Origin of the sequence: Thermohalobaculum sediminis, from assembly GCF_023487995.1 — a bacterium.
In the GTDB taxonomy this organism is placed as follows: Bacteria; Pseudomonadota; Alphaproteobacteria; order Rhodobacterales; family Rhodobacteraceae; genus Thermohalobaculum; species Thermohalobaculum sediminis.
Genome location: NZ_JAMFKN010000004.1, coordinates 64,518 through 88,453 on the forward strand (window position 1 = coordinate 64,518; position 23,936 = coordinate 88,453).

At 70.2% G+C, this 23,936-nt stretch carries 19 protein-coding genes; 10 read left to right on the top strand and 9 right to left on the bottom strand.

Going from position 1 to position 23,936, the window contains the following annotated elements; all coding sequences use genetic code 11:
* Nucleotides 1-89: 89 nt before the first annotated feature.
* The 4 genes from M1105_RS10025 to M1105_RS10040 form a co-directional block, all read right to left on the bottom strand.
* A complete protein-coding gene (locus M1105_RS10025) occupies nucleotides 90-2,618 on the bottom strand; it encodes a CHAT domain-containing protein (RefSeq protein ID WP_249580228.1) in 2,529 nt (842 codons plus the stop codon).
* Nucleotides 2,615-7,933 carry a filamentous hemagglutinin N-terminal domain-containing protein gene (locus tag M1105_RS10030; RefSeq protein WP_249580229.1) on the bottom strand — a complete coding sequence of 1,773 codons (5,319 nt, stop codon included), beginning with the start codon at nucleotides 7,931-7,933 and terminating at the stop codon, nucleotides 2,615-2,617. The genes M1105_RS10025 and M1105_RS10030 overlap by 4 nt, the downstream gene beginning before the upstream one ends.
* A gap of 23 nt (nucleotides 7,934-7,956) precedes the next feature.
* Complete coding sequence (locus tag M1105_RS10035) at nucleotides 7,957-9,699, bottom strand: ShlB/FhaC/HecB family hemolysin secretion/activation protein (RefSeq protein ID WP_249580230.1); 1,743 nt, start codon at nucleotides 9,697-9,699, stop codon at nucleotides 7,957-7,959.
* A gap of 69 nt (nucleotides 9,700-9,768) precedes the next feature.
* Nucleotides 9,769-10,479 (bottom strand): OmpA family protein, encoded by a 711-nt coding sequence (locus M1105_RS10040; RefSeq protein WP_249580231.1) that lies wholly within the window; start codon nucleotides 10,477-10,479, stop codon nucleotides 9,769-9,771.
* A 222-nt stretch (nucleotides 10,480-10,701) separates the two neighbouring features.
* Between M1105_RS10040 and M1105_RS10045 the strand changes: the two genes are divergently transcribed.
* The 3 genes from M1105_RS10045 to M1105_RS10055 all read left to right on the top strand — a co-directional run bounded on the left by M1105_RS10045 (nucleotide 10,702) and on the right by M1105_RS10055 (nucleotide 13,460).
* On the top strand, nucleotides 10,702-11,511 hold the full coding sequence (locus M1105_RS10045; protein WP_249580232.1) for a M15 family metallopeptidase: 810 nt from the start codon (nucleotides 10,702-10,704) through the stop codon (nucleotides 11,509-11,511).
* Between the two features lie 129 nt (nucleotides 11,512-11,640).
* Nucleotides 11,641-12,654, top strand: coding sequence for a tRNA dihydrouridine(20/20a) synthase DusA (dusA, locus tag M1105_RS10050; protein ID WP_249580233.1), 1,014 nt, complete (start codon nucleotides 11,641-11,643; stop codon nucleotides 12,652-12,654).
* Complete coding sequence (locus tag M1105_RS10055) at nucleotides 12,651-13,460, top strand: hypothetical protein (RefSeq protein ID WP_249580234.1); 810 nt, start codon at nucleotides 12,651-12,653, stop codon at nucleotides 13,458-13,460. Before dusA ends, M1105_RS10055 begins: the two co-directional genes overlap by 4 nt.
* A 15-nt stretch (nucleotides 13,461-13,475) precedes the next feature.
* Here M1105_RS10055 and M1105_RS10060 read toward each other — a convergent pair whose 3' ends face one another.
* The 4 genes from M1105_RS10060 to ccmI form a co-directional block, all read right to left on the bottom strand.
* A complete protein-coding gene (locus M1105_RS10060) occupies nucleotides 13,476-14,213 on the bottom strand; it encodes a retropepsin-like aspartic protease family protein (protein WP_249580235.1) in 738 nt (245 codons plus the stop codon).
* Between the two features lie 164 nt (nucleotides 14,214-14,377).
* Nucleotides 14,378-14,611, bottom strand: coding sequence for a DUF1289 domain-containing protein (locus M1105_RS10065; protein ID WP_249580236.1), 234 nt, complete (start codon nucleotides 14,609-14,611; stop codon nucleotides 14,378-14,380).
* Nucleotides 14,608-15,033: a Holliday junction resolvase RuvX gene (gene ruvX, locus M1105_RS10070; RefSeq protein WP_249580483.1), complete on the bottom strand. Its 426-nt coding sequence runs from the start codon at nucleotides 15,031-15,033 to the stop codon at nucleotides 14,608-14,610. Before ruvX ends, M1105_RS10065 begins: the two co-directional genes overlap by 4 nt.
* A 74-nt stretch (nucleotides 15,034-15,107) precedes the next feature.
* Nucleotides 15,108-16,331, bottom strand: coding sequence for a c-type cytochrome biogenesis protein CcmI (ccmI, locus tag M1105_RS10075; RefSeq protein ID WP_249580237.1), 1,224 nt, complete (start codon nucleotides 16,329-16,331; stop codon nucleotides 15,108-15,110).
* Nucleotides 16,332-16,538: 207 nt separating this feature from the next.
* On the opposite strand from ccmI, the gene M1105_RS10080 reads away from it, so the two are divergent.
* Nucleotides 16,539-17,792, top strand: coding sequence for a sarcosine oxidase subunit beta family protein (locus M1105_RS10080; RefSeq protein ID WP_249580238.1), 1,254 nt, complete (start codon nucleotides 16,539-16,541; stop codon nucleotides 17,790-17,792).
* Between the two features lie 109 nt (nucleotides 17,793-17,901).
* Complete coding sequence (locus tag M1105_RS10085) at nucleotides 17,902-18,084, top strand: hypothetical protein (protein WP_249580239.1); 183 nt, start codon at nucleotides 17,902-17,904, stop codon at nucleotides 18,082-18,084.
* A 75-nt stretch (nucleotides 18,085-18,159) separates the two neighbouring features.
* Here M1105_RS10085 and M1105_RS10090 read toward each other — a convergent pair whose 3' ends face one another.
* On the bottom strand, nucleotides 18,160-18,387 hold the full coding sequence (locus M1105_RS10090) for a hypothetical protein (protein WP_249580240.1): 228 nt from the start codon (nucleotides 18,385-18,387) through the stop codon (nucleotides 18,160-18,162).
* Nucleotides 18,388-18,651: 264 nt separating this feature from the next.
* On the opposite strand from M1105_RS10090, the gene M1105_RS10095 reads away from it, so the two are divergent.
* The 5 genes from M1105_RS10095 (at nucleotide 18,652) to M1105_RS10115 (ending at nucleotide 23,561) form a co-directional block, all read left to right on the top strand.
* Nucleotides 18,652-19,071 carry a hypothetical protein gene (locus tag M1105_RS10095; protein ID WP_249580241.1) on the top strand — a complete coding sequence of 140 codons (420 nt, stop codon included), beginning with the start codon at nucleotides 18,652-18,654 and terminating at the stop codon, nucleotides 19,069-19,071.
* A 155-nt stretch (nucleotides 19,072-19,226) separates the two neighbouring features.
* Nucleotides 19,227-19,544 carry a sarcosine oxidase subunit delta gene (locus M1105_RS10100; RefSeq protein ID WP_249580242.1) on the top strand — a complete coding sequence of 106 codons (318 nt, stop codon included), beginning with the start codon at nucleotides 19,227-19,229 and terminating at the stop codon, nucleotides 19,542-19,544.
* A gap of 3 nt (nucleotides 19,545-19,547) precedes the next feature.
* Nucleotides 19,548-22,592, top strand: a complete 3,045-nt coding sequence (locus M1105_RS10105) for a sarcosine oxidase subunit alpha family protein (protein WP_249580243.1) — start codon at nucleotides 19,548-19,550, stop codon at nucleotides 22,590-22,592.
* On the top strand, nucleotides 22,585-23,172 hold the full coding sequence (locus M1105_RS10110; protein WP_249580244.1) for a sarcosine oxidase subunit gamma: 588 nt from the start codon (nucleotides 22,585-22,587) through the stop codon (nucleotides 23,170-23,172). The genes M1105_RS10105 and M1105_RS10110 overlap by 8 nt, the downstream gene beginning before the upstream one ends.
* Nucleotides 23,173-23,375: 203 nt before the next feature.
* Nucleotides 23,376-23,561, top strand: a complete 186-nt coding sequence (locus M1105_RS10115; protein ID WP_249580245.1) for an RSP_7527 family protein — start codon at nucleotides 23,376-23,378, stop codon at nucleotides 23,559-23,561.
* Nucleotides 23,562-23,936: the final 375 nt, after the last annotated feature.

Below are 23,936 nucleotides of genomic sequence, written 5' to 3' on the forward strand. Positions count from 1 at the left end.
CTCCCCTCGCGACCTGCCGCGCCGTCACACCTTGCGCCGTCCGGCGCCCCCGGGGCAAGCGGGCCAGACCCGGCCCGCGTGCCGGCAGATCAGCGGATCGCAAGATCGCGCTGCGCATCGCCGATCATGACGAAGGCCCCCCAGAACACCGGGTCCGAGGTCGCGGGGTTGCGCCGCAGCGCCTCCTGCGCTTCGCGCAGCGCCGCCGTCATCGACTTGCCGGCACGAAGCCCGGTGTAGAAGTCGCGCACGATCCGCGCGGTCGTGGCGTCGCTGACAGGCCAGTGCGTCGCGAGGATCGCCCGGCTGCCCGCGTCGAAGAAGGCGCGCGCAAGCCCCGAGAGCGCCTCGCCCCCCGCCGCGTTGAAGTCGCCGCCCGCCGAGCCCGCCGTGTCGCAGGCCGACAGCACCACGAGGTCGGCGTCGAGCGAAAGGCGCCGGATCTCGACGTCGGTCAGCAGCCCGTCGCTGCCCTCGACCCCCGCGGCCGACACCGACAGCGCCGGACGGCGGATGCAGTCGCCCATCGGCAGGATGCCGTGGGTGGCAAAATGCAGGACGCCGTACTCGCGCAGCTCTCCGGCTTCCGAGGCCTCGGCGATGCGCCGCTCGTTGAAGGCCTGGCCCTCGATGATCTCGCTCGACTCGGCGCCGAATATCTGGCCGACGGTCGCGACCTCGGTCCTCGTGCCCTCGAGCGGGGGAAGCTGCGCGATCGCCTGGGCGATGGGCAGGCATTCCTCGGGCAGGAAGGACTGGGTCAGGATCTCCTGGACGTCCGCTCCCGGCTGGAAATCACCGAAGGCGACGATCCGGCGCCCATCGGCCTCGCGCGCCGCCGCGGCCCTGCGCAGGTCGATGAGGTTGCGCGGCGCCGGGACGTAGCTCACCTCGTAGGCGGCGCCCAGCCACGCGACATCGGTGAAGTCCTCGAGCCGAGCCAGATCCGGGATCTCGCTGCGCCGGGTGGCGAGGATCTCCATCGGCAGCGCCGTCAGCGCGTCGGAGAGCGAGAAGACGAGCTTCCCAGCCCCCGCGAGTTCGGGTTCGGCGGGGGCGAGGAAGGCCTCGTAGATGCGGTGCGACTCGTTGGGCGTGTAGATGAACTGGGTCCGCAGGATGTCCCTCAGCTGGGCCACGATGGCGGTGGTCTCGGCGGCCGAGAGCGACGAGACCGTAAACATCCGGAAGGCGTCCTTGCGGATCACGAAGACGAGGCTTTCGGGCTCGCCCAGCACGATCTGCACATAGCCCTCGTCGGTGCCCAGCACCTCCTGCAATGCGGCGATCGAGGCCGAGCCGCTGATGCGTTCGAGATATTCGGGGTCGAGCGAGAGCACGCGCTCGAGCGCCGCCTGCTCGCGTTCGTTCGCGGCCTCGAAGCGCCGCGTCACCTCGGCCACCAGCCCGGGGCTCGACAGCGAGCCTCGGCCCTCGACCATCAGCTTCTGCGCGACGATGAGGGCGAGCTCCTCCGAGGCCCGGTTGAGCTCGCGCACGGCCTCGGCCAGCGGGCTCGTGCCCTCGGCGAGGCTTGCGGCGGCCAGCGAGACCGACGACGCGGTTGTCTGGCTGCGCACCACCTGCGCCGCGACGAAGAGATCGCCCGTCAGCTCCTCGCGCCGCGCCGGCTTCTCGGCGATCACCTTCTGCACCAGTTCGACATACGGCCAGAGCAGGTCGTAGGAGATCCGCACGGGCACGCCCTTGAGGATGCCGAAGCCGCGCTTGAAGGCGGCAAGCGCGTCGTCCTCGCGCCCCATCGCGGCCAGGATGCGGCCCTGCACGACCTCCGCCCGCGCCATCAGCGCCGAGCGGCGCATGTCTGCGCCGTAGGTCCGGATCGCCTCGCGCACGGTGGACAGCGCTGCGTCGGTCTGGCCGCCCGCAAGCTGGACCTCGGCCTTGGTCACTAGGAACCGCGGCACGTAGCTCGACGCCGCGCCGTCGATCGGGGCCACGCGCGCCAGTGCCGCGTCGACCGCGACCATGGCGTTGTCGATGCGTCCGCGCGACATGTAGGCGAAGGCAAGCGCGGCGAGGTTGACCGATTCCTCGATGAGCTGGCGCTGCGCCTCGCGCGACAGTTGCAGCACCGACGAGCTGAGGTCGCGCTCAAGCAGCGCGAGGCCCTGGCTTTCGCCAGCCGAAACGGACGCAAGCTCGGCCTGCTCCAGCGTGCCCGCGCCCACAGCCGAGCGGTTCAGGTCATGGAGTGCGCGGTAGATCTTGGTGCGCGAGGCCACCGCTTCGCCGCCTGTCGCGGCGCTCGCGTCCAGCATGCCCAGCGCCGCGGTGAAATTGCGCTGGTTCGAATAGACGAGGCCGAGATTGGCCAGAACGATCGACCGGGGCGGGATGTCCTCGCAGGCCGCCACCTCGTCGGCGCGCTGGTCGTAGATCGCCAGGATGTCGGTCCAGGCACGCTCGGCGCGGTCGTATTCGGTGAGGAAGTTGCGGCGGAACGCTTCGTTCGCACGCCCCTCGATCTCGGCGCAGAGCTCGGGCGAGCCCTGCACCACCGCGCCGTCCTCGTCGACCGCGCAGCCCGCGAGCGCGAGCGCAATGCCGGAGGCGGTGAGCATTCCCGCGAGGCGGGGTCGGAACCAGGCGGTCATTGCGTCGCTTCCTCTTCGGCGCCACGCGCGCCACGCTGCCAGAGGTTCTCGTTGCCGGTCGCCGAGTAGAGCGTGGCGAAGTCGATCGGCGGCAGTTCGAACAGCGGCCGCTCGAGCGCGAAATAGGGCAGGACCAGCCGCACCTCGTCCTCGAGCACGCCATTGCCCATGATGTCGCCGATGAAGGGGCCGATCAGGACGACGATGATCTCGTCATCGGTGCAGTCCTCGAGGGTCGAGATCGTGCAGCCGGTGGTCGTCGGCGCGAGGAAGGTCACGTCCGGCAGTGCGGGGCGGACGCCCAGGGCGGGCAGCCCCGGCGCGCCGGCGGCGCCCGCAACCGGGTCGACGGTTGCGGTGATTACCCCGCCCGGCGGGTCGCCCAGCGCTGCCGAGATGTCCTTGCCGATGACGACGCTTCCGCCTGCTCCCGGCCCCTCGATGTCGGCGAGCCCGGCGATCGCTCCCGGCAGCACCAGTTCGCCCGCGCCCCGGATTGTGAAATCCCTGAAGCCCGGACCGCTCAACGGCACTATGTCGCCGGATAGCGCGTCGAGCACGAGCGTTCCCGCGAAGACGTCATTCACGAAGATGTTCCCGCCCGACGACGTTGCGGCGAGCAGGCCGGCGGTCTGCACGCCCGAGAGCGAGACGTCGCCAAAGGCCGCGACATCGACCGAGCCGGCGACGAGGTTGGTGATGCTGACCTCGCTCGGGGTCATGCCCCCGGGTGTCGTGTTGCCCGCGCGCCCGTCGGACAGGACGAGGAACGCCCCGGCCGAGAGGCTGTAGTCGCCGATGGCGAAGCGCGCGAGCGACAGCGTTCCGCCCGCGGCGAGGCTGGTCGAGCCCCCGACCTGCAGGTCGGTGAGCGACAGATCCCCGCTCGCGCTGCCCCCGAGCGGGCCGGCGATGAACAGGCGCTGGCCGCCGACAGTGCCCTGCGTGCCGAGGTCGAGCGCACCGCGGAACACCGCATCGCTCATCGTGAGGCCAGCGGAATCGGCGAACGTCGCCGCACCGTTGATGTCGATGAAGGCGAGGTCGTAGCTCGTGCCCGCGAAGCTCGCGCCCGCGGTGGTCGAGAGGTTGTCGATCGAAAGTGCCCCTGTCGAGGAGGCCGTTAGCGCGCCCACCACCAGCACGCGCGAGAGGTCGAGCGACGAGGTGAGCCCGGTGTCGAAATCGGCGAGGACCGAGACATCGGTCATCGCCAGCGCCGTGCCGTCCACGAGCGAAAGCCCCCCGACGAGGTTGCCGCGCGTAAGCGTGACCACCGGGGCGGTGAGGCTCGCGATCCCGCCAATTACGAAGTCGGTGAACCCGATGACATTCCCGGCTGCGAGCGTCGCACCGCCGCCCACGCGCAGCCTCTCGGCGCTGATTGCATCGAGAGCATCTGCCGAGAGCGCGCCGCCGACCGACGTATCGAGGATCCGGAGCTGGACGAGTGGCCCTGCGCTGCCGTCCGTCAGGGTGTCGAGATCGCCACCGAAGACGGCGCGCTCAAGATAGATGTTCTGCCCGCGCAGGTCGCCAGACCCGCCAACCTGCACGTCGGTCAGGCCGACATTCTCGGTTCCGTTGACGATGAGATCGCCGCCGACTGCAACACGCGTGAGTTCGACGTTGTCGCCGGGAGGCAGCGCAAGCGCCACGATCGGCCCCGCGGCGGCGGGGCTAGGAAGTCCGGACATCTGGACACGCAGGTAATCCCCGGTCGCGGTATCGGTTATTGCGATACCTTCCGTTCCGTCGCCGTTGCGCCGGACGAAGAGATACTCCGAAAGCCTGCTGTTCACGATGTTGATCTCGGTCGACATCTGCAGGTTGGCGTTGTCGCCGAACAATTCGATGCTGCCGAGGCGGCCCTCGTCATAGGTCTCGATTCGCAGCCTGTCGCCTATCAGCGTCGCGCGGTCGAATGTGCTGTTCGTCTCGAGGAACAGCGTGAGGTCGCCGTCGTCGCCGATCCCGTCCGAGTTCGCCCGAAGCAGCACGTCCCCGACCGTGCCGATCGCGCGAGGCGCGCCGTAGCCGGTGATGACGTAGAGATCGTTGGCGTCCTCGAGCGCGAGCGTCTCGACAGCGCCGATTAGCGGGCTGCGCTCGAAGTCGTTGTGATAGACGCCGCTGCTGGTGACGCCACGCGGGAGCAGGATGTTCCCCGCCTGATCGAGTTGGAGGTTCAATTCGGCATAGCCGATGCGCGCCAGATAGGTGAACGGCTCGCCGGTGTTGACGTCACGATCCGCGAGGGCGCCGCTCCCGGCGGGAAGCTCCGGCGCGGCGATGGTCACAGTCCCGCCCATGCCAGCATCGAGCGCGCTGTTCGGCAGCTTGTAGATATCGCCGGGCACGTTCACGAACATCGAATTGGTGTCGATGAAGCCGAGCGCGAGGTTTGGGACATCGGCAGTGAGCGTCGAGGTCCGCACGCCGTTCAGCGTGAGCGTGCCACCGTCCCGGATCGACCCCGCGGAGAAGGTGAGCGGATCGGCGCCGATGATATCGACGCTGGTCAGGCTGAGGTTGTCGGTCGCAAACGGAAGGACCTCATAGGACGCATAGGAATAGCCGCCCGAGAATGTCAGAGTGTCGGTCGAGCCGTTCGCAAGCGCGACGCTGCCGCCTGCGACTGTGCCGTAGATCGTCAACAGCCGGGCGTCGAAGCGGTCGAGCGTCACGTCTCCGCCGACCTCGGCAAAGCCCACCTCCGCTCGCGGCCCGCCGATCAGCAGGTCGTCGGCGACAATGTCTGTCGCGGTCACGCTGCCCTGGCCCGCGAGGAGCGTGGCCGTACCCGGCCCGGACACGGTGACACCGCCTGGCCCGCTCGTGTCGAAGGCACCGACAACGAGGCGCGAGACCACGAGGTCGCCACCGGTCGATTCCACCTCGAATTCTGTCTGCGCATAGCTGTCGACGACATCGAGTGACGATCCGGCGCGGAACTCGACGGTGCCGCCGACGATCTGCAGCGTTCCGCCAAAGCTGTTGGACGAGTCGCCCAGCAGGACGTTGGCGAATGTGTCGTTCAGCGGGTCGGCATCGCCTTGGTCATCTGTCGCGCGGAAGCTGGCGTTGCCTCCGACGGCCATGGACACGTCGAACGCGTCGGTGATCGCGCCCTGGGCGCTGAAGACGGCATTGCCGAGGATGTCCACGTCGCGGTCACCGAAGACCGAGAAATCGACGTCCGCGAACACTATCGGCCCGTCGGTCGTCACATCGACATCGCCGCTGGCAAAGAGCCCTCGGATCGTGAGGTCTGGCGTGAACGAGCCCTCGTTGGTGTGCCCGAGGACGATGTTCCTGCCGGTCGCCCGGAACTCGGAGAAATTGTTGTTGGCCGACGGCAGGAGGATGTCATAGCTGCCGGCGTTGACGGCCAGCGTCGCCGAGTAGCTGCCCTCGCTGTAGCCCTCGCGGATCGAGGTGCCGGCCTCCTGCGTGACGTCGCCGCCATTGGCGGTGATGCTGGCATAGCCGCCGACCTCGGTCTGCGGCAGAACCAGCCCGGCGCCCGAGGTCAGGCTGGACCCGTAGTTGAGGAAAAGCGTCGTGCCCGGCGCCATCTGGAAGTCCAGCAGACCGCCCGCGCTGGCGCTGGCGAAATAGTCGAGAATGATCGACTGCCCCGCGCCCGAGCGCATCGTCAGATCGCCGGTCGCACTGACCGCCGCATAGCCCACGATGATGCCGTTGCCATACCCCGCTAGCGGCGGCGTTCCGAAATCGACGCCTGAGTCGAGCGTGATCGAGCCGTCGATGATCAGGTTGGCGCCGATGAAGATCTCGCGTCCCGCCTCGATCGTCAGTGCTAGCGTGTTGCCCGTGGCGGTGTTATCGACATCGCTGAGGATGTTGACTTCGCTGTTCGCCTGCAGCGTCAGCGTGCCGTTCACGCTGGTGATGAAGTCGGGGGTGATCGTCGTCGTCAGCCCGTCGCCGTCGAGGGCCAGGTCGTCGAACAGGATGTCGAAGCCCGGCGCGCCCTGCGAGATCGTCGCGGTACTCGAGACGTTGATGATCTCGGGATCGAGCAGCAACTCGCCCGCCTCGCCCTTTGGCGCCGCCAGGTCGACCCCGCCCTCGATCCTGAGATAGCCGCCCGAGACCTCGGCGAAGCCGCCGTCGCCGCCCTCGGCGCCGCCGCGCACGCTGAGGCTGCCGAAGAAGCCGGTCGCGTTCTGGGACCAGATCACCGCGGTGCCGCCGTCGCCCGAGGTGATGGCGTCGGCGCGGATCGTGGCGCCTTCCTCGACGACCGTGACGCGCGCCTGGCGCAGGTCGCCCCCGCCCTTCACGTCGCCGCCTATGCGGATGTCGCCACCGCCCGCCGCGCCCGAGGCGTCGATCTCGGCGGTCCCGGTCACGCGGGTCCGGTCGCCGGTCGCGGTGATCTTTCCGCCGGTCAGGTCCTCGCCGCCCGTGGCGTCGAGCCGGCCGGAGATCTCGACCGTGTCGCCGCCAGACAGCACGATCCGCCCTTCCGAGCCGGACACGGTCGTGGCCTCGATGACGCCGCCGGCCGAGACGGTGGATTCGAGCACCCCTTCCGCGGTCGCCGCGTCGATCAGCACGAGCCCGCCGTCATTGCGGATGGTGCCGGTGTTGACAGCCGCGAGCTGCGTCGCCTCGCCGGTCGGCAGGGCGAGAATGCCGTCGCCCGCAAGATCGATCGCGAAGGCGTCGGTGCCCGCGATCACCACGCGCCCCACGCTGCCGACGATCACGCCCTCGTTGCGCGCCCGCGGGCCCACGAGGCCCACCAGCCCCGCCTCGCCGAAGGTGATCTGGCCGCGGTTCACCACCGTCGCGTCCGGATTGCCCGGCGTGTCGAAGCGGTCCCGGCCGGCCATGAAGGCGTCGTTGCCGATGTCGGCCGTCGTGGCGATGAAGCCGCCCACGTCGATGCGGGCGCTCTCGCCGATCACGACGCCGTTGGGGTTGACGATCCAGACATTGCCGGGCGCGTTGATCGCGCCCTGGATGTCCGAGGCGCCGCCCGCCCGCACGCGGTTGAGGGTCACCGCGCTGGCCGAGGGCTGCTGGAAGTTCACCGTCTCGGTGGCGCCCACGTCGAAGCTGCGCCAGTCGATGATGGCGCGCTGGGTGCTCTGGCTGATGTCGGTGACGCTGCCCGCGCGGCTGATGCTCGCGCTGCCGCCGACCACCACGCCGCCTTCGGGCCCCGCTTGCGCGGGGTGCGCGACGGCCGCGAGCGCAAGCGCACAGGCCGTGCTCGACATGAAGCGCCGGGCACGCCGGCGGCTGATGCTGGCTTTCGCCGTCATTGTCCGGGTGCTCATCGCGCCCCTCCCCCCGCCACGCATCACAGGAACCACACGAGCGAGCCGAACACCCGCAGGTCACGCTCGCCGGTCCGCAGCAGCGGCTCGGCCAGCGGCACCGCCATCTCGATCTCGAAGCGCGGACCGGCCGGAAGCTGGAACCGTACCCCGCCGCCCGACGAGGCTAGATCGGTCGAGTTGTCGCCGGGCAAATCGGTCTGGAACACGATGCCGTAGTCGGCGAAGCCATAGAACTCGTAGCCGAAATCGACGCCGCGGAAGGTCACCTGGTCGGTGTAGCGCAGCTCGCCATAGGCGGCGAAGCCGCTGTCGCCCAGCGCTTCGGACGGGTCATAGGCCTTGAGATACCGCGCGCCGCCCAGCGCGAACCCCTCGTTCGCGAGCACGGTGTCGGGCGACCATTGTCCCGCGATCCGCACATGCCCGCTGACCTCGCGCCAGATCGGCTGCTCGCGCGCGATCTCGCCGCGCAGGAGGAAGAAGTCGCCCGTGCCGTCGAACCGGCTGAGGTTGGTGTCGCCCTCCTCGCTCGCGCCGAGGATGTCGAGGCCCTTGCGCAGCGTGATGTCGGCCGAGGTCGCCCCCCAGGCGTCCGCCATGCCCGCGCGCGCGCCAAGGTGGATCACGCGCAGCGAGTCGTCCGTCAGCGTGGCGACGTTGCCCGAGAAATCGACCGTCGAGTCGATCCAGTCGAAGCCGCCGTTTACCCAGAGCGAGAGGTCGCGGCTGCGGAGCACCGGGTGCTCGGCGCCGAGGCGGAACTCGTACTGGTCACCGCTGAGGTCAAGCGGCTCGAGGAAGTCGCCTGGCTTGGTGTGGCTGTAGAGCGCGCTCGCCCAGAGCTCGGTGCCCCAGTCGAGGAAGCCGCGCTGGGTAAGCTGGACCGTGTTGCGCTCGTCGAAATCCGGGAAGCCGTCGAAGCTCCACGAGTTGAAATAAGCCAGCTCGGTCGAAGCCGCGAAGGAGGTGTAGCTGTTGAGATAGCCGATCCCGCCAATCACGCCGGGCCCGATCACGGGGCTGTCGTGGTGGGTGACGAGGCCGACGGCGTTCCACACGTCGCGCTCGACATTGAGCGAGAGCACGATGGTGTCGGGCGTCGAGCCCGGCCCCGGCACGAAGGTTGCCCGCGTGATGCCGGGCAGATCGGTCGCCAGCAGCGAGGCGCGCTCGAGGTCCTGGATGCGCGGGTTCGACAGGCCCTCGAGCGGCGCGGCCAGCTTGGCGATCAGCTCGCTCACCGGCCCCACGGCATCGGCCGGCTCTTCGATCACCACCTTCTCGACCGAGACGCCGAGGAGCACGATCTGCACCCGCGCTGCGGCCTGGTCCAGTTCCTGGCGCGGGACCAGCACGCGCGTGAACACGAAGCCATCGGCCTTGAGGCCGACCTCGATCTCGCGCGCGGTCGCGTAGACCTGGGCGAGCGTCATGCGCTGCCCCGCCTGCGCGGCGAGGCGGGCGCGGATCGGGTCGAGCGGCAGGCGCCTGTCGTCGGCAACCGGCGCGCCGTCCCGGCCCACCAGCGCGATCTCGACGATGTCGAGCGTGATCCCGTCGGCGCCCTGGGGCGCCACGATCGAGGCGCGCGGCACCTCGACGCGCGCGGGGCCGGGGCGCGGGCCCGCTTCCTCGATCTGGCTCTCAATGTCGCGCAGCCCCTGGGTGGGCGTCTGCGCCGCGGCCAGTCCGGCGGCAAGCAGCATCGGAAGCGTCACGGCCGCCCGCACGGGCAGCATCAAGGCATTCTTTGCGGTCGGCACGCGCTTTCCCCCGTCAGCGGTGCCCCGCGCGGCGCCCTCGGCCGTGCGGGACTGGATCGTCTGTCTCCGTCAGCTCCCGCCTTCGCCCTCGAGCTTGACCTGGATCTCCACCCGGCGCTGCGCCGCGGCGCGCGGATCGGCGCTCGCCAGCAGCCGCTCCTTGCCCATGCCCACGGCCTCGATCTGGGCGGTGGCGATGTCGCAGTTGCGGACGAGGAACTCCTTGGTCGCCTCGGCGCGGCGCTGCGACAGGCGCTGGTTGTACTCGGCCGAGCCCGCCGCATCGGTGTGGCCGATCACGAAATAGCTGGATCCCGGGTTCAGCTGCAGGTCGGCCCTAAGTGTCGAGCACAGGCCGCTGAGGATCTCGCGTGCCTCGTCGTCGAGATAGGACGAGTCATAGGCGAACTTGATCGGGCGGAAGAGCTGGTCCTCCTGCGCGAGCTCGAGCGGCACGGGCTCGGTCGCGGCTTCCTTGCGCGACTGGCCGGCCGAGGCGGTCGCGGTTTTCTGGCCCGAGGCCGACGGCGTGGCAGAGAGCACCGTCGAGTCGCCCTTGGCGGTCGGTGCCGCCTCGGTCGTGCCGGTCTGCGGGTTGATCTCGAGCAGCGTGCGGGTCTTTTCCTGCTCGCGCCGCTTCTGCATCAGAAGCTCGCGCTGCTTCTGCAGGATCTGCTGATCCGAGGGCAGGCTCTGAGCGAAGGCGGGAACGGCCAGAGGCAGCGACAAGGCGACGAGGATCGCGGCCAAGGCAGGCCCTGTGACATGGATGTTCCGCATCTCGGGCTCCTTCCCATGGAATGAAGTCTCACAGCGTAATCACTTTAAGTTGTATATGTAACGGGGGCTTGCGCGCGGGTCCAGAAAGATTGCGGGAAGTGCGGGCCGATGCGGCGCGCGGCACGCGCGGGCGCGGGGGCCCGATTTTCCGTGGCCCGACGGCGAAGCAGGCCTTATTCTCGTGCGGATCGCGGGTTTTCGCGTATCTCGGGGGCGTTCGGCATGCGCTATCTTCCAAGTATCCTCATCGCGCTGGCGATCCTGCTCGCACCGCTGGTCTGGCACCTTTCCGGCGCGCTGTTCGGCGAGCCGGCAGCCGAGCCCGAAATCGTTCGGCTGCGGGCCGAGATCGACGAGATGAAGGGCGATCTGAAGCGCCTTGCCGAGCGGGTCGACGGGCTTGATTCGCGGACGGCGCGCGCGCTCGACCCGGTCGACCAGGGGCTGGCGGCGGCGCCGAACGCCGAGGTCTCGGACTCGCTGCGCGACGCCTTCGCGCAGGTCGTGCTCATCGCCAACCGGCGCAACTCGAACGACGGCCTGACGCCGGCGACGCCCGCCTTCCTCGAGGAGATGTTCGGCAAGCCGCGCGACGATCTTGGCGACGACTGCCAGCCGGCGACGAACCCCAAGCTCACCGCGCTGCTGGCGCTTGAGGACGTGGGGCCGATCAAGGCGCATCTGATCCAGCCGGCGCTGATCTCGCTCAGGCAGATCTTTGCCAATGTCCAGTTCTACGAGCCCGAGCTCTACGCCCGGATCAAGAGCGCGGGCTCGCTCTGCGTGCGCACCATCCGGGGCGCGGCCGAGGCTGCGTCGGCACATGCCTACGGGCTTGCGGTCGACATCAACATCGACGGCTATCTCGACACCCTGGGCGACGGCAAGACGCAGCTCGGCCTCACGCTGCTCGCGGACTTCTTCAAGAAGGAGGGCTGGATCTGGGGCGCCGCGTTCGGGCGCGAGGACTCGATGCATTTCGAGGTGAGCCGCGAGAAGCTCGAGCAGTGGAGCCGGCTCGGCCTGATCTGAGCGCCTCCCGTCCCCGCAAGGCTGCGACCGCCCGCCGTCCCGCTGGCGGCTGGTTTCGGACCCTTAACCTGCACTATATGTCCACGCGGATGCGGAGAGACCCCCGCCGTGCCCGAAGGAGACTTGCGAATGCGCCGAGACGCGACCCCCGAGGCAGCGCGGCTGTCCGTGGCGCCGATGATGGACTGGACCGACCGCCATTGCCGGATGTTCCACCGGCAGTTCTCGCGGCATGCGCTGCTCTACACCGAGATGGTGACCGCCTCGGGCCTGGTGATCGGCGAGGCGGACTGGCTGCTCGACCACGATGCGGCCGAGCATCCGCTGGCGCTGCAACTCGGCGGCTCGGATCCCGACATGCTGGCGCGCGCCGTCGCGATGGCGCGCGGGCGCGGCTTTGCCGAGATCAACCTCAATGTCGGCTGCCCCTCGGATCGGGTGCAGTCGGGCCGCTTCGGCGCCTGCCTGATGCGCGAGCCGGGGCTGGTCGCGGACTGCGTCGCTGCCATGATCGGGGCGGCGGGCGAGGGCGGGCCCGAGATCACCGTGAAATGTCGCATTGGCGTCGACGATCAGGACCCGGCCGAAGCGCTGCCCGCGTTCGTCGACCGGGTGGCTGCGGCGGGGGTGCGGCGTTTCATCGTCCACGCCCGCAAGGCATGGCTCGAGGGCCTGAGCCCGAAGGAGAACCGCGACGTACCGCCGCTCGACTACGATCTTGTCGCGTGGGTGCGGGCGGCGCGGCCGGATCTCAGTGTCAGCCTGAATGGCGGCATCGCCACGCTGGCCGAGGCGCGGGCGCATCTCGACCGCTTCGATGGGGTGATGATCGGGCGCGCTGCCTACCACGACCCGGCGGCGATCCTCGGGCGGGCCGACGAGATCGTGACCGGCTGCGCCTGCGAGCCCGTCACGCCCGAGGCGGCTGTACGGGACATGTATCCCTACATCGAGGATGCGCTGGTGCGCGGCGTCCGGCTCAACCAGATCGTGCGCCACATGCTCGGCGCCTTCGCGGGGCGGCCTGGCGCGCGGGCGTGGCGACGGATCCTATCGACCGGGGCGGTGCGCCCGGGGGCGGGGCTCGAGGTGATCGAGGCCGCCCTGGCCGCCGTCGAGCCCGGCCGCGCCGCCGCCGAATGACCGCTCGCGCGCGCGACGTCCTCGCCCGAGGCTGGGCCGTGCTGCCACCCGATCCCGCGATGGCGGCATGGGTTGCGGCGGCGCGCCCGGTCGCGGACCGCCTGCTGGCCGACCCGCGGTTGCGCGCCCGCTGGATGCGGTGCGGCGGCACCTGGTTTGCGGGCGTGAACGTCTTTCCCAACGACGCGACCGGCGCGGTGCCGGCAGAGGGGGTGCCGCCGCTGGCCGGGCCCGTCCTCGACGTCATTGCGGACGTGCTGGGCCTCGGCGGCTTCGCCTGGGACCCCGCGCAGATCTCGGTCTACCTGCCGGGCTACCCGGCGGCGCCGTCCGAGGGCGAGAGCGAGGCCGCTTTCGCGTATCGCCGCAAGCGCGACGCAGCGCATGTCGACGGCCTCGCCCGCGACGCTTCGCGCCGGCGGCAGCTGGGCGAGCTGCACGGCTTCATCCTTGGCATCCCGCTCACCGCGACGCCGCCGGGCGCCTCGCCGCTCGTGGTCTGGGAGGGCTCGCACGAGATCGTGCGCGCGGCTCTGCGAGCGCGCCTCGCCCCGGTTGCCCCCTGCGACTGGCTGCGCGAGGACATTACCGACGCCTATGTCGCCGCCCGGGCACGGATCTTCGACAGCTGCCGCCGCGTGGCGGTGCATGCGGCGCCCGGCGAATGCTACCTGATCCACCGGCTGGCCCTGCATGGCGTCGCGCCGTGGGGCGCGGACGGTGGAGAGGCGCCCAGACCCATCGCCTATTTTCGCCCCGACCCCTTTCCGGGAGCGTCGCCGGAGTGGTGGCTGGAGCGGCCGTGACGGGGCGATGCGTGCCTAGCCGTCGACCGGCGGCTTCTTGAACAGGGGCGAATTCGCCGGAACCCCCTGGCGCAGGAAGAGGCGGTCGCCCTGGAAGCTGGTCTCGCCCAGCTGGTCGAGAAAGCTCATGCCGAGGAGGCCCGTCTGCAGCCGGCCCGGCTGGGCCACCGCCGCCGGGACATCGCGCACCATGATCTGCCCCACGCCGATCGAGGCGATCCGGATCGGCGCCACCGTCGAGCGTCCGTTCGCGGTCATCACCGGGATCGAGAAGTCGAGCGCGCCGGTGTCGATGCCGATGGCCGAGGCCTGCTCGTAAGGGATCAGCACCATCGTCGCGCCGGTGTCGACCATCAGGCGCATGCCGACGCCGTTCACGATGGCGTCGGCCCGATAGTGCCCGTCCCAGCCGCGCCGCAGCTCGGTCTCGATCCCTGCCTGGCTCAGCGCGATGGACTGCAGCGGCACGCCCCGGGCCTTCGCGAGTTCAGTCTGGATGTCGCCGCGGAACGAGTAGGCGATCAGCATCCCCGCGAAGACGCAGGACCAGACGAGGCCGTAATGCACGGTGCGCCAGCCCTGATGCATGATCATGCGCCCCGCCGCAGCGACGACGACGCCGGACGCAAGGATCAGCGAATAGACGACGCGCATCAGCGCGTCCTCGTCCCTCAGGTCGAGCGGATACCCGGCCCACGACAGAAGTGCGGCCGCCGAGATGACGAAGATCAACAGGATCGGCCAGAAAACCATTCGCTTGCCGCCCCAACTCTGCTCGGGAGCACGTCGTTGTCCGATGTCGTGCGCGTGCTCTCACCTCAACGCTACGCAACCTCGACGAAGTGTACGCTAGTCCCGTCCTGCCTTCCGTTCAAGATCGTGTCAGGCAAGCGTGGCGGCGATATGGCGAAAGCGGGTCAGCCCCCGGCCTGGCGCGCGGCGCGCCCGCCGCGCCTGCCGGCCGGCGCGGGGTTGCGCGAGGGCAGCTCGGCCATCACGACGCGGCGCGCGTCGGGCGTCATGCGCGACCAGGCCGAAATCTCGTCGATGCTGCGGCTGCAGCCGACGCAGAGTCGCGTCTGCGGGTGGATGACGCAGATCTTGACGCAGGGGCTCTCGATCTCGTCGCGCTTCCAGATGTGGTCCGTCATGGCTCCCCGCGGCTGCGATGCGCGGCCAGGCGGTCCAGCGCGCCTTGCAGGATATAGGCGGCGGCAAGCTTGTCGATCACCTCGGCGCGACGTTTTCGCGAGGAATCCGCCGCGATCAGTGTGCGCTCGACGGCGACCGTCGAAAGCCGCTCGTCCCAGAACGCGATCGGCACGGCCACGAGCGCGGAAAGGTTCCGGGCAAAGGCGCGCGTCGACTGGGCCCGCGGTCCTTCGCTGCCATCCATGTTCCGTGGCAGGCCGAGCACGATCCCGGCGATGCCCCGCGCCGCGATCAGCGTGCCAAGGGCCTCGGCATCGGCCGTGAACTTCTTGCGCGCGATCGTCAGCACCGGCGTCGCGCTCATCCGCAGCCCGTCCGAGACCGCGACCCCGATGGTCCGGGTGCCGAGGTCGAGCCCCATGAGCGGTCCGCGTGTCGCGTCGAGTTCGGTCACGTCCTCGTGGATCGGGGCGCGCGGCGGGCGGGGGGCATCGGTCATTCCGCGATCAGGCCCATGACCAGCGCCTGCTCGCGGATGAACGAGGCTTCCGAGCCCTCGAGCTTCTGCTGACTCATCTCGTAGGCGCGCCGCGCATCCTCCTCGCGGCCCAGCACCCGATAGGCATTGATCAGGCGCAGGAACTCCTCGGGCTCGCCGCCCTCAGCCGCGAGGCGCTCCTCGAGGCGTCCGACCATGCCCTCGATCATCGCGGCGCGCTCCTCGGCCGACATCTGCCCGGCCTCGGCCATGTCGGCGGCGCCGGGTCCCGGCGTCGTCGCCGGCGAGGGTGCTGCCCCGCCGTCGCGGATGCGTTCGGCCTCGGCCAGCATCTCGGCCACGAAGTCCCGCCACTCGGCGCCGGCGGGGGCCTCGTCCAGCATTGCGCGCCAGGCCGCGATCGCGCCCTCGAGCTGGCCCGACTGCAGCATGGCGAGGCCGGCATAGTAGCGCGCCATCGGCTGCGCGGGGTCGCGCGCCAGGGCCTCGGCGATCACGGCCTCGGCCTCGGGCGAGACATAGCCGTCCGCGGCCAGCGCCATCGCCTCGGCCTGCCGGCCGTAGAGGTCGGCCGAGGCGGCGGAGCCCTGGATCTCGATCAGGCGGGCGATGACCTTCCAGGCCTCGGCATGGCGCTGCAGCTGCATGTAGGCATTGGCAAGCAGCCGGTTGCCCTCGGGGTCGCGCGGGCGCTCGGCCACGATCTCCTCGAGCCGGGCGATCATCGAGAGGTATTCCTCGGGGAAGGCGGATGCGACCTCGGGGCCGGGCGGCGGCACCTGCGCCTCGGCCTGCGCCTGGCTCGGCCGCATCGCCTGCGTCCCGGCCGGGCCGCGGTCTGCCAGCGGCAGGTCGGGCAATCCCGGCGCGCCCACCGAAAGGTAGACGCCCGCGGCCACGAGCGGGGCCGCGAGCAGCGTGATCCCGGCGACCAGCCCGGTGACCGCGCGTGGCGCCGGCGCCCCGCCCGCGCTGCGCCGGGCGCGCTCGGCCGCGCGCAGCAGCCGGCGCGAGACTTCGGCGCGCGCGCCCTCGGCCTCGGCCTGCGAGATCACCCCGCGCGCAAGATCGCGGTCGAGCTCGTCGAGCTGATCGCGGAACACGCGCGCATCCGCCGCGTCGCGGCTTTCGGCCTGCGTGCCGCCCCGCAGCAAGGGCAATGCGATGGCCGCGGCAGCAAGGACCGCGAGCGCGCCGGCGACGATCAGGAACAGGGTCATGCGTGAGATCTCTTCCAGCCCGCTTCCACCTAAGCCCGCCGCGCGCCCGCCGCAACCGCGATCGCGCAATGCGCGGGCGCCCTGCGACAAGCAGCCCGCCGCCCCCGAATGTCGCGGGGTGGCATCGAGGTGACGGATTCTCCCGCACGCCGGGCGGCCCGCCGCGCTACTCAGGGCCAACCGACCCGCCATGGGAGCCGCGCCGCCATGAGACGCTATTCCGCCTTCGCCGTCGCCCGCGAGGCTGCCCGCTTCCACACCGGCTGGGAGCGCGCGTGGGGCAACCCCGAGCCGAAGCGCCATTACGAGGTGATCGTGATCGGCGGCGGCGGCCATGGCCTGGCGACGGCCTATTACCTTGCCAAGAACCACGGCATCACCAACGTGGCGGTGCTGGAGAAGGGGTGGCTCGGCGGCGGCAACACCGGGCGCAACACCACGATCATCCGGTCGAACTACCTGCAGGACCCCTCGGCCGCGATCTACGAGCTGGCGCGCGGGCTCTACGAGGACCTCAGCCAGCAGCTCAACTTCAACGTCATGTTCAGCCCGCGTGGCGTCATGATGCTGTGCCAGACCGAGCACGAGTTCCGCGCCATGCAGCGCACGGCGCATGCCAACCGGCTTGCCGGCATCCAGACCGAGATGGTGAGTCCCGCCCGGGTCAAGGAGATCTGCCCGATCCTCAACATCGAGGGGCCGCGCTACCCGGTGCTGGGCGGCCTCTGGCAGCCGCGCGGCGGCACCGCGAGGCACGACGCGGTCGCCTGGGGCTATGCCCGCGCGGCCTCGGATCTTGGCGTCGACATCATCCAGCGCTGCGAGGTCACGGCGATCGACAGGAACGGCCCCGGCGGGCGCGTCTCGGGCGTGCAGACCTCGAAGGGGCCGATCACCTGCGACAAGCTCTGCATCGTGGTCGCCGGCCATTCGGGCGTGCTGGCCGAGATGGCGGGCTTCCGCCTGCCCATCGAGTCGATGCCGCTTCAGGCGCTGGTGTCCGAGCCGATCAAGCCCTGCATGGACATCGTGGTGATGGCCAACACCGTGCATGGCTACATGAGCCAGTCCGACAAGGGCGAGATGGTGATCGGCGGCGGCACCGACGGCTACAACGCCTACACCCAGCGCGGCAGCTTCCAGCACATCGAGGAGACGGTCCGCGCGCTGTGCGAGACCTTCCCGATCATCTCGCGGCTCAAGATGCTGCGCCAGTGGGGCGGCATCGTCGACATGACCGGCGACCGCTCGCCCATCATCGGCAAGACCCCGGTCGAGGGCATCTTCATCAACTGCGGCTGGGGCACGGGCGGCTTCAAGGCGATCCCGGGCTCGGGTTGGTGCACCGCGGCGACGGTGGCGAGGGGCGAGCCCGATGCGGTGGCCGGCCCGTTCGGGTTGGATCGCTTCCGCGCGGGCCGGATGATCGACGAGAGCGTCGCCGCGGCGGTGGCGCACTGACGGTGCCCGGCGCCCGCGGTGCGGGTCGTGGTGAGCAAATAAAGTAAATGTTCACATCTGTTCCGTATCACGGGCCGATGCTTCGTGTGCGACAGACAGGTGTGTTCGTATGGCCGTCTTTCTTCCGGCGCCTGGCGCCGATCGTGTCAGCCTCGGCGATGTTGTCGGAGCGGTGGAAACGTTGCGGGCCATGGACTGGTCGCCAAGCGCCGAGGCCGCAGCCGCCGTGCTGCTGCTTGCCGCACTGACCGCCGTCGCCCGCGTTGCGGGCAATCTCACCTCGCGCGGATAGCCGGCGGGGCAGAGGCCGCGCGCTCTTCGGGTCAGTGACTCCTGCCCCCCCGGGCAGTGAGGGGCTGGCCCCGCGTCAGCGCCGGCCCGCGGCCCGCCGTCGGCGCCGTCGCCAGGCGAGCACGAAGCCCGCAAGCAGCATCAGCGCCGAGATCGCCATGCCGGTCATGGCGATGATGAACCACTGCTCGAGCGTGAACAACCCTGAGGGCGGATGCTCGATGGCGACCTGATTCGCGTGAAGCTGGAACATCTCGCCGGATGCCGCCGCCTCGACGCCGGGCGCCTGCTTGAACTGGGCCATGTCGTGTCCCCGTGCTCCCGGGCGGCGCGCCGTTCCCCACGCGCGTCCACCCCACAGTGTCACGCTGCCACAGATCGCAGGCCTGCGGAACCCCGTCATGGCGCGCGGCGCGGCTGTGCCCTGCCGTCCAACCTGCCACGCATCGAGCCGCGTTCGGGAACCGGCGCGGCCGGGCCGCTGCGACGCTCGCGCCAATTGCGCGCGCGGGCTCAAGCGCGCAGTCTCCCTCCCATGTCGTTCGACCTTCCTGGCCCGGGCCGCGCCTTGGCGATCTTGATCCTGCTTAGCTGGGCGGGCGTGACCGCGGCCGCGCTGATCCACGGCTGGCCCGAGCTCTTCTCCGCGATGGGGGCGTTGCTGCTGTGCCTCGGCTTCGCGGTGTTCCTCACCGAACGCTATCGCGCGACGGAACTGAGGCGGCTCTGGGACAACCAGGTCGAGGTGCAGCTCCGCTTCATCTGGCGCTATGTCCGGCGCCTGCGGCCCGGCCATCAGCAGTTCGGCCCGCCGCAGCACAGTCTCGACGAGATGGAACGCATCCTCGACGAGAGCTTCGATGACCTGATGGCCGCGAAAAGCGCCGAGCGCGGGCTCGACACCTACCGCGTCGAGATGGTGTTCTCGATCTTCGGAACCCTGCAATGGGGCTTCGGCGAATTGTTCATCGGCCTCATCCACGGCTGAGCCGCGCCACCCTGCGGCGATCCGTCCGCGGCCCGGGCACGGTGCTGTCGCTTCCGGACCCAGTTGTGACGGGTCCGGCGATGAGGCCGGCCCCGCTTCATGCGAGGAAGACCGGCAATTCCCGACAACCCCGCCCCTGCGAGGGAACGCCCGAGATGCTGATCCTGACCTGCCCCAACTGCGGCGCCGACTGTGCCGAGACCGAGCTCGCCCCCGGCGGCGAGGCGCATCTCAAGCGCTTCGGCCCGGGCTCGTCGGATGACGAGTTCACCGGCTACCTGTTCGAGCGCAAGAATCCCAGGGGCGTGCATTTCGAGCGCTGGCGCCACGCCTATGGCTGTGGCAAGTGGTTTCACGCCGCGCGCTGCACCGTCACGATGGAGGTGTTCGGCACCTATTCCGCACAGGTGAGCGAGCCGCCAGCCGATATCCTCGACTCGATCCGGGCGCGCCGTCCGGGCTGGGAGGTCTGAGCCATGGCATATCGCCTCGCCGCCGGCGGCCGGCTGATCGACCGCACCCGCGCCGTCACCTTCACCTTCGACGGCAAGCCCGCCGAGGGCTTTGCGGGCGACACGCTGGCCTCGGCGCTTCTGGCGAACGACCACGTCATGGTCGGGCGTTCCTTCAAGTACCACCGCCCGCGCGGCATCCTCGCGAGCGGGGCCGAGGAGCCGAATGCGTTGGTAGGTCTCGGGACCGGCCCGCGCTTCGAGGCGAACCAGCGCGCGACCACGACCGAGCTGTTCGAGGGCCTTGCGGCCGAGAGCCAGAACCGCTGGCCCTCGCTGAAATGGGACGTGGGCGCGGTGAACGCGGCTGTCGCCTCGGTGATGCCGGTCTTCCCGGCCGGGTTCTATTACAAGACCTTCCTGTTCCCGCGCGTCGCGTGGAAGCATGTCTACGAGCCCGTCATCCGCCGCGCCGCGGGGCTCGGCCGCGCGCCGACCGAAGCAGACCCCGACAGCTACGAGCATTTCCACGCCTTCTGCGACGTGCTGGTGATCGGCGGCGGGATCGCGGGCCTGTCGGCCGCGCGCGCTGCTGCTGAGGCCGGCGCAGAGGTGATGCTGGTCGAGCAGACCGCCCAGTGGGGCGGCCGGGCGCTGTCGGAGACCGACACGACGATTGCGGGCGAGCCCGCCGCCGACTGGGCCGAGGCCGAGGCCCGCGCCCTCGCGGCCATGCCGAATGTCAGGATGCGCACGCGCGCCATGGCGGCCGGCCTCTACGACCACGGCTTCGCGCTCATCTACGAGCGGGTGGCCGATCATGCGCCAGGCCGCGCCGGCGCGCCGCGCCACAGGCTGTGGAAGGTGCGCGCCGGGCGCACCATCGTCGCGACCGGCGCGCTGGAGCGTCCGCTCACCTTCGCCAACAACGACCTGCCCGGCGTAATGCTGGCGGGGGCCGTGCGCGACTACATCCGCCTCTGGGGGGTCTGCCCCGGCCGCACGGCGGTGGTGTTCGCCAACAACGACGACGCCTACCGCACCGCCATCGCGCTGCACGAGGCGGGCGCGAAGGTGAAGGCGGTGGTCGATGTCCGCCCCCGCGCCGACGGCGCGCTGCCCGAGCATGTCCGCGGCCTCGGCATCGCGGTGCGCGAGGGCATGGGCGTGGTGAAGGCCGAGGGCGGGCAGCGGCTCGAGTCGGTCAAGATCGGCCGTCTGACCGCCTCGGGGCAGGTGGGCGGCGCGCTCGAGACGGTCGTGGCGGAAACGCTCGCCATGTCGGGCGGCTGGTCGCCGGTCGTCCATCTCTACAGCCATTGCGGCGGCAAGCTGCGCTGGGACGAGGCGCAGGCCATGTTCCGCCCGGCGCCCGATCGTGGCGCGCCGCTCGGCGCAGACGGGGCGGTCAATACGCTCTGCGCGGGCGCGGCGAATGGCGAGATGACCACCGCCGCCTGCCTCGCCGACGCGCTGCGCGCGGGGGCCGAGGCGGCGGGCGCCGCCGGCGCCAAGCCCCGCAAGCCGAAAGCGCCCAAGGTCGAGGAGCCGGCCGAGGCGGCGCTGCGCGCCCACTGGTTCACGCCCTCGGTCGGCAAGTATGCCCATGGCTCGAAGCATTTCGTCGATTTCCAGAACGACGTGACCGCGGCCGACGTGATGCTGGCCGCGCGCGAGGGCTACGAGAGCGTCGAGCACACCAAGCGCTACACCACGCTCGGCATGGCGACCGACCAGGGCAAGACCTCGAACATCGCTGGGCTCGCGATCCTCGCCGACCAGTTGGGCCTGCCGATCGAGCAGGTGGGCACCACGACCTTCCGTCCGCCCTACACGCCGATCTCGTTCGGAGCGATCACCGGCCCCGCCAAGGGGCCGCTTTTCAAGCCCGTGCGTCAGAGCCCGATGCACGAGTGGCACGCCACCCACGGCGCCGATTTCGAGCCGGTGGGCGACTGGCGCCGCCCCTACTGCTTCCGCCGTGCGGGCGAGGACCGCCACGCCGCGGTGGCGCGCGAGGTCACCAACGCTCGCCAGTCGGTTGGGATGCTCGACGCCTCGACGCTGGGCAAGATCGTGGTCACGGGGCCGGACGCGGGCAAGTTCCTCGATCTGGTCTACACGAACGTGATGTCCTCGCTGCCGGTCGGGCGTTGCCGCTATGGGCTGATGTGCAACGAGAACGGCTTCCTGTTCGACGACGGGGTGGTGGCGCGGCTGTCGGAGGACAGCTTCCTCCTGCATACCACTACGGGCGGCGCCGACCGGGTGCACGGGCATCTCGAGGAATGGCTCCAGACCGAGTGGTGGGACTTCAAGGTCTTCACCGCCAACGTGACCGAGCAGTGGGCGCAGATCGTCGCCGCGGGCCCGAACGCGCGCAAGCTGCTGGAGGTCGCGGGGTCGGACATCGACCTCTCGGCCGAGGCGCTCCCGTTCATGGCCTTCACCGAGGGGCGGATTGCCGGGATGCCGGTGCGGGTCTATCGCATCAGCTTCTCGGGCGAGCTCAGCTACGAGATCGCCACCCCCGCCCGCCACGGCCTCGCGCTGTGGCAGGCGCTGCTGGAGGCCGGCGGCCCCTTGGGCGTGATGCCCTATGGCACCGAGGCGCTGCACGTGATGCGGGCCGAGAAGGGCTTCATCATGATCGGCGACGAGACCGACGGCACCGTGACGCCGCAGGACCTCGGCCTGTCCTGGGCCGTGTCGAAGAAGAAGGCCGACTTCATCGGCAAGCGCGCGCAGGAGCGCTCGGACCTCACGCGTCCCGACCGCAAGCAACTGGTGGGGCTGCTCACCGAGAACCCGGCCGAGCGCCTGCCCGACGGGGCCCACGCGGTGGCCGATGTCAAGGCGGCGAGCCAGAAGATGAAGACCATCGGCCATGTCACCTCGACCTACATGTCGCCCACGCTCGGCCGCTCGATCGCCATGGCGCTGATCGAGGGGGGGCGCGACCGGATGGGCGAGACGCTGAACTTCCCGCTTGCGGGCGGCAAGGTGATGACCGCGCAGGTGGTCGACCCGGTCTTCTACGACAAGGAAGGGGCGCGGCAGAATGTCTGACACGCAAGGGGTGAGCGCCGCCACGGGCGTCGCGGGCCGGGTCATCGAGCGCGGCCACATGATCCGAATCCGCGAGGCGGGGCTGACCGGCATGATCGCCCTGCGCGGCGACCTCGCCTCGCCCGCGATGGCCGAGGCGGTGCGCGCCGTGACTGGCGCCCCCGTCCCCGCGCCGTTGCGGGTCGAGAGCGGGGCCGAGGGTCGCGCCGTCTGGATGTCGCCCGACGAGCTGCTGCTGATCACCGCGATCGGACGCGCGCCCGAGGCGCTGGCGGCGGCCGAGGCGGCCCTTTCCGGCCAGCACGCCATGGCGCTCGACCTCTCGGACGCCCGCGTCGTGTTCCGGCTGAGTGGCGCCACTGTGCCCGAGGTGCTGGCCAAGGGCTCGCCTGTCGATCTGCGCGAGGCGGCCTTCCCCGTGAGCACGGCGCGTCGCACGCATCTGGGCGGCATCGCGGTCGGCATCTGGCGGCTCGAGGCCGAGGAGTGGGAGGTCGTCTGCTTCCGCTCGCTCGCCCATCATCTCGCCGACTGGCTGGCGCAGGCATCCGCCTCGGGCTCCGAGGTCGGCCACTTCTGAGACGCCCGAGCGGCTTGAACCCGGGGCGGCGTCCGCAGGGCGCCGCCTTTTCCGTCTCAAGGCTTCTTCGCATCTGCGAAAAGCCGCTATGCAAAATCATGCAGTCAATTCCGCGGCTTGTCTCCCTACGTTGTGCGCATGCGAAACAACAGAGGCTGCGCATCCCCGGCGGGCACCGCGTCCCCGGCGCGCAGAGCAGAAAGATGACCGAACCGACCTCCTACATGACCGCCCGTGTCCCCTCGGCGGACGAAATCGCGCGCATCGTCGCGCGCTCGCGCAAGCTGCGCGCCGAGGCGCTGCGCGACCTGGGCCGTGCCGTCTGGGCACGCATCGCCGGGCAGCGGACTGCGCCGCAGGCGCCTGTCGCACGGGCGCGCCACGCCTGAGCGCGTCGCCCGAAACGGTCGAGGCAGGAGAGGGGCAGGGCCTGGAAAGGTCCTGCCCCTTGCCATTTGCGCCCCCCGCGCGTGAAATTGTGGCGCGATTGCGGCGCCCCACAACCCGTGGGGTGAACCCACAAGAAAATGTTGCGAGGGGCATCACTCTGCGGCATGCTTCCCTCACTGGCGCAACTTTTGAAAGGAGGTGATCCGATGTCGAGTGGGCCTACGGAGCTTTCGGATCGGAATGCACGATTCGGCCTGGGTTCGGAGCAGCCTCCTTTCCCCGTCTGAGTCGTGAGGGCAGGCCCGTTCCGGCCGAACACGCTCGAAGCTCACGGAGGGGTCGCCATGAGGCGACCCCTTTGCTTTTTCCGCGCG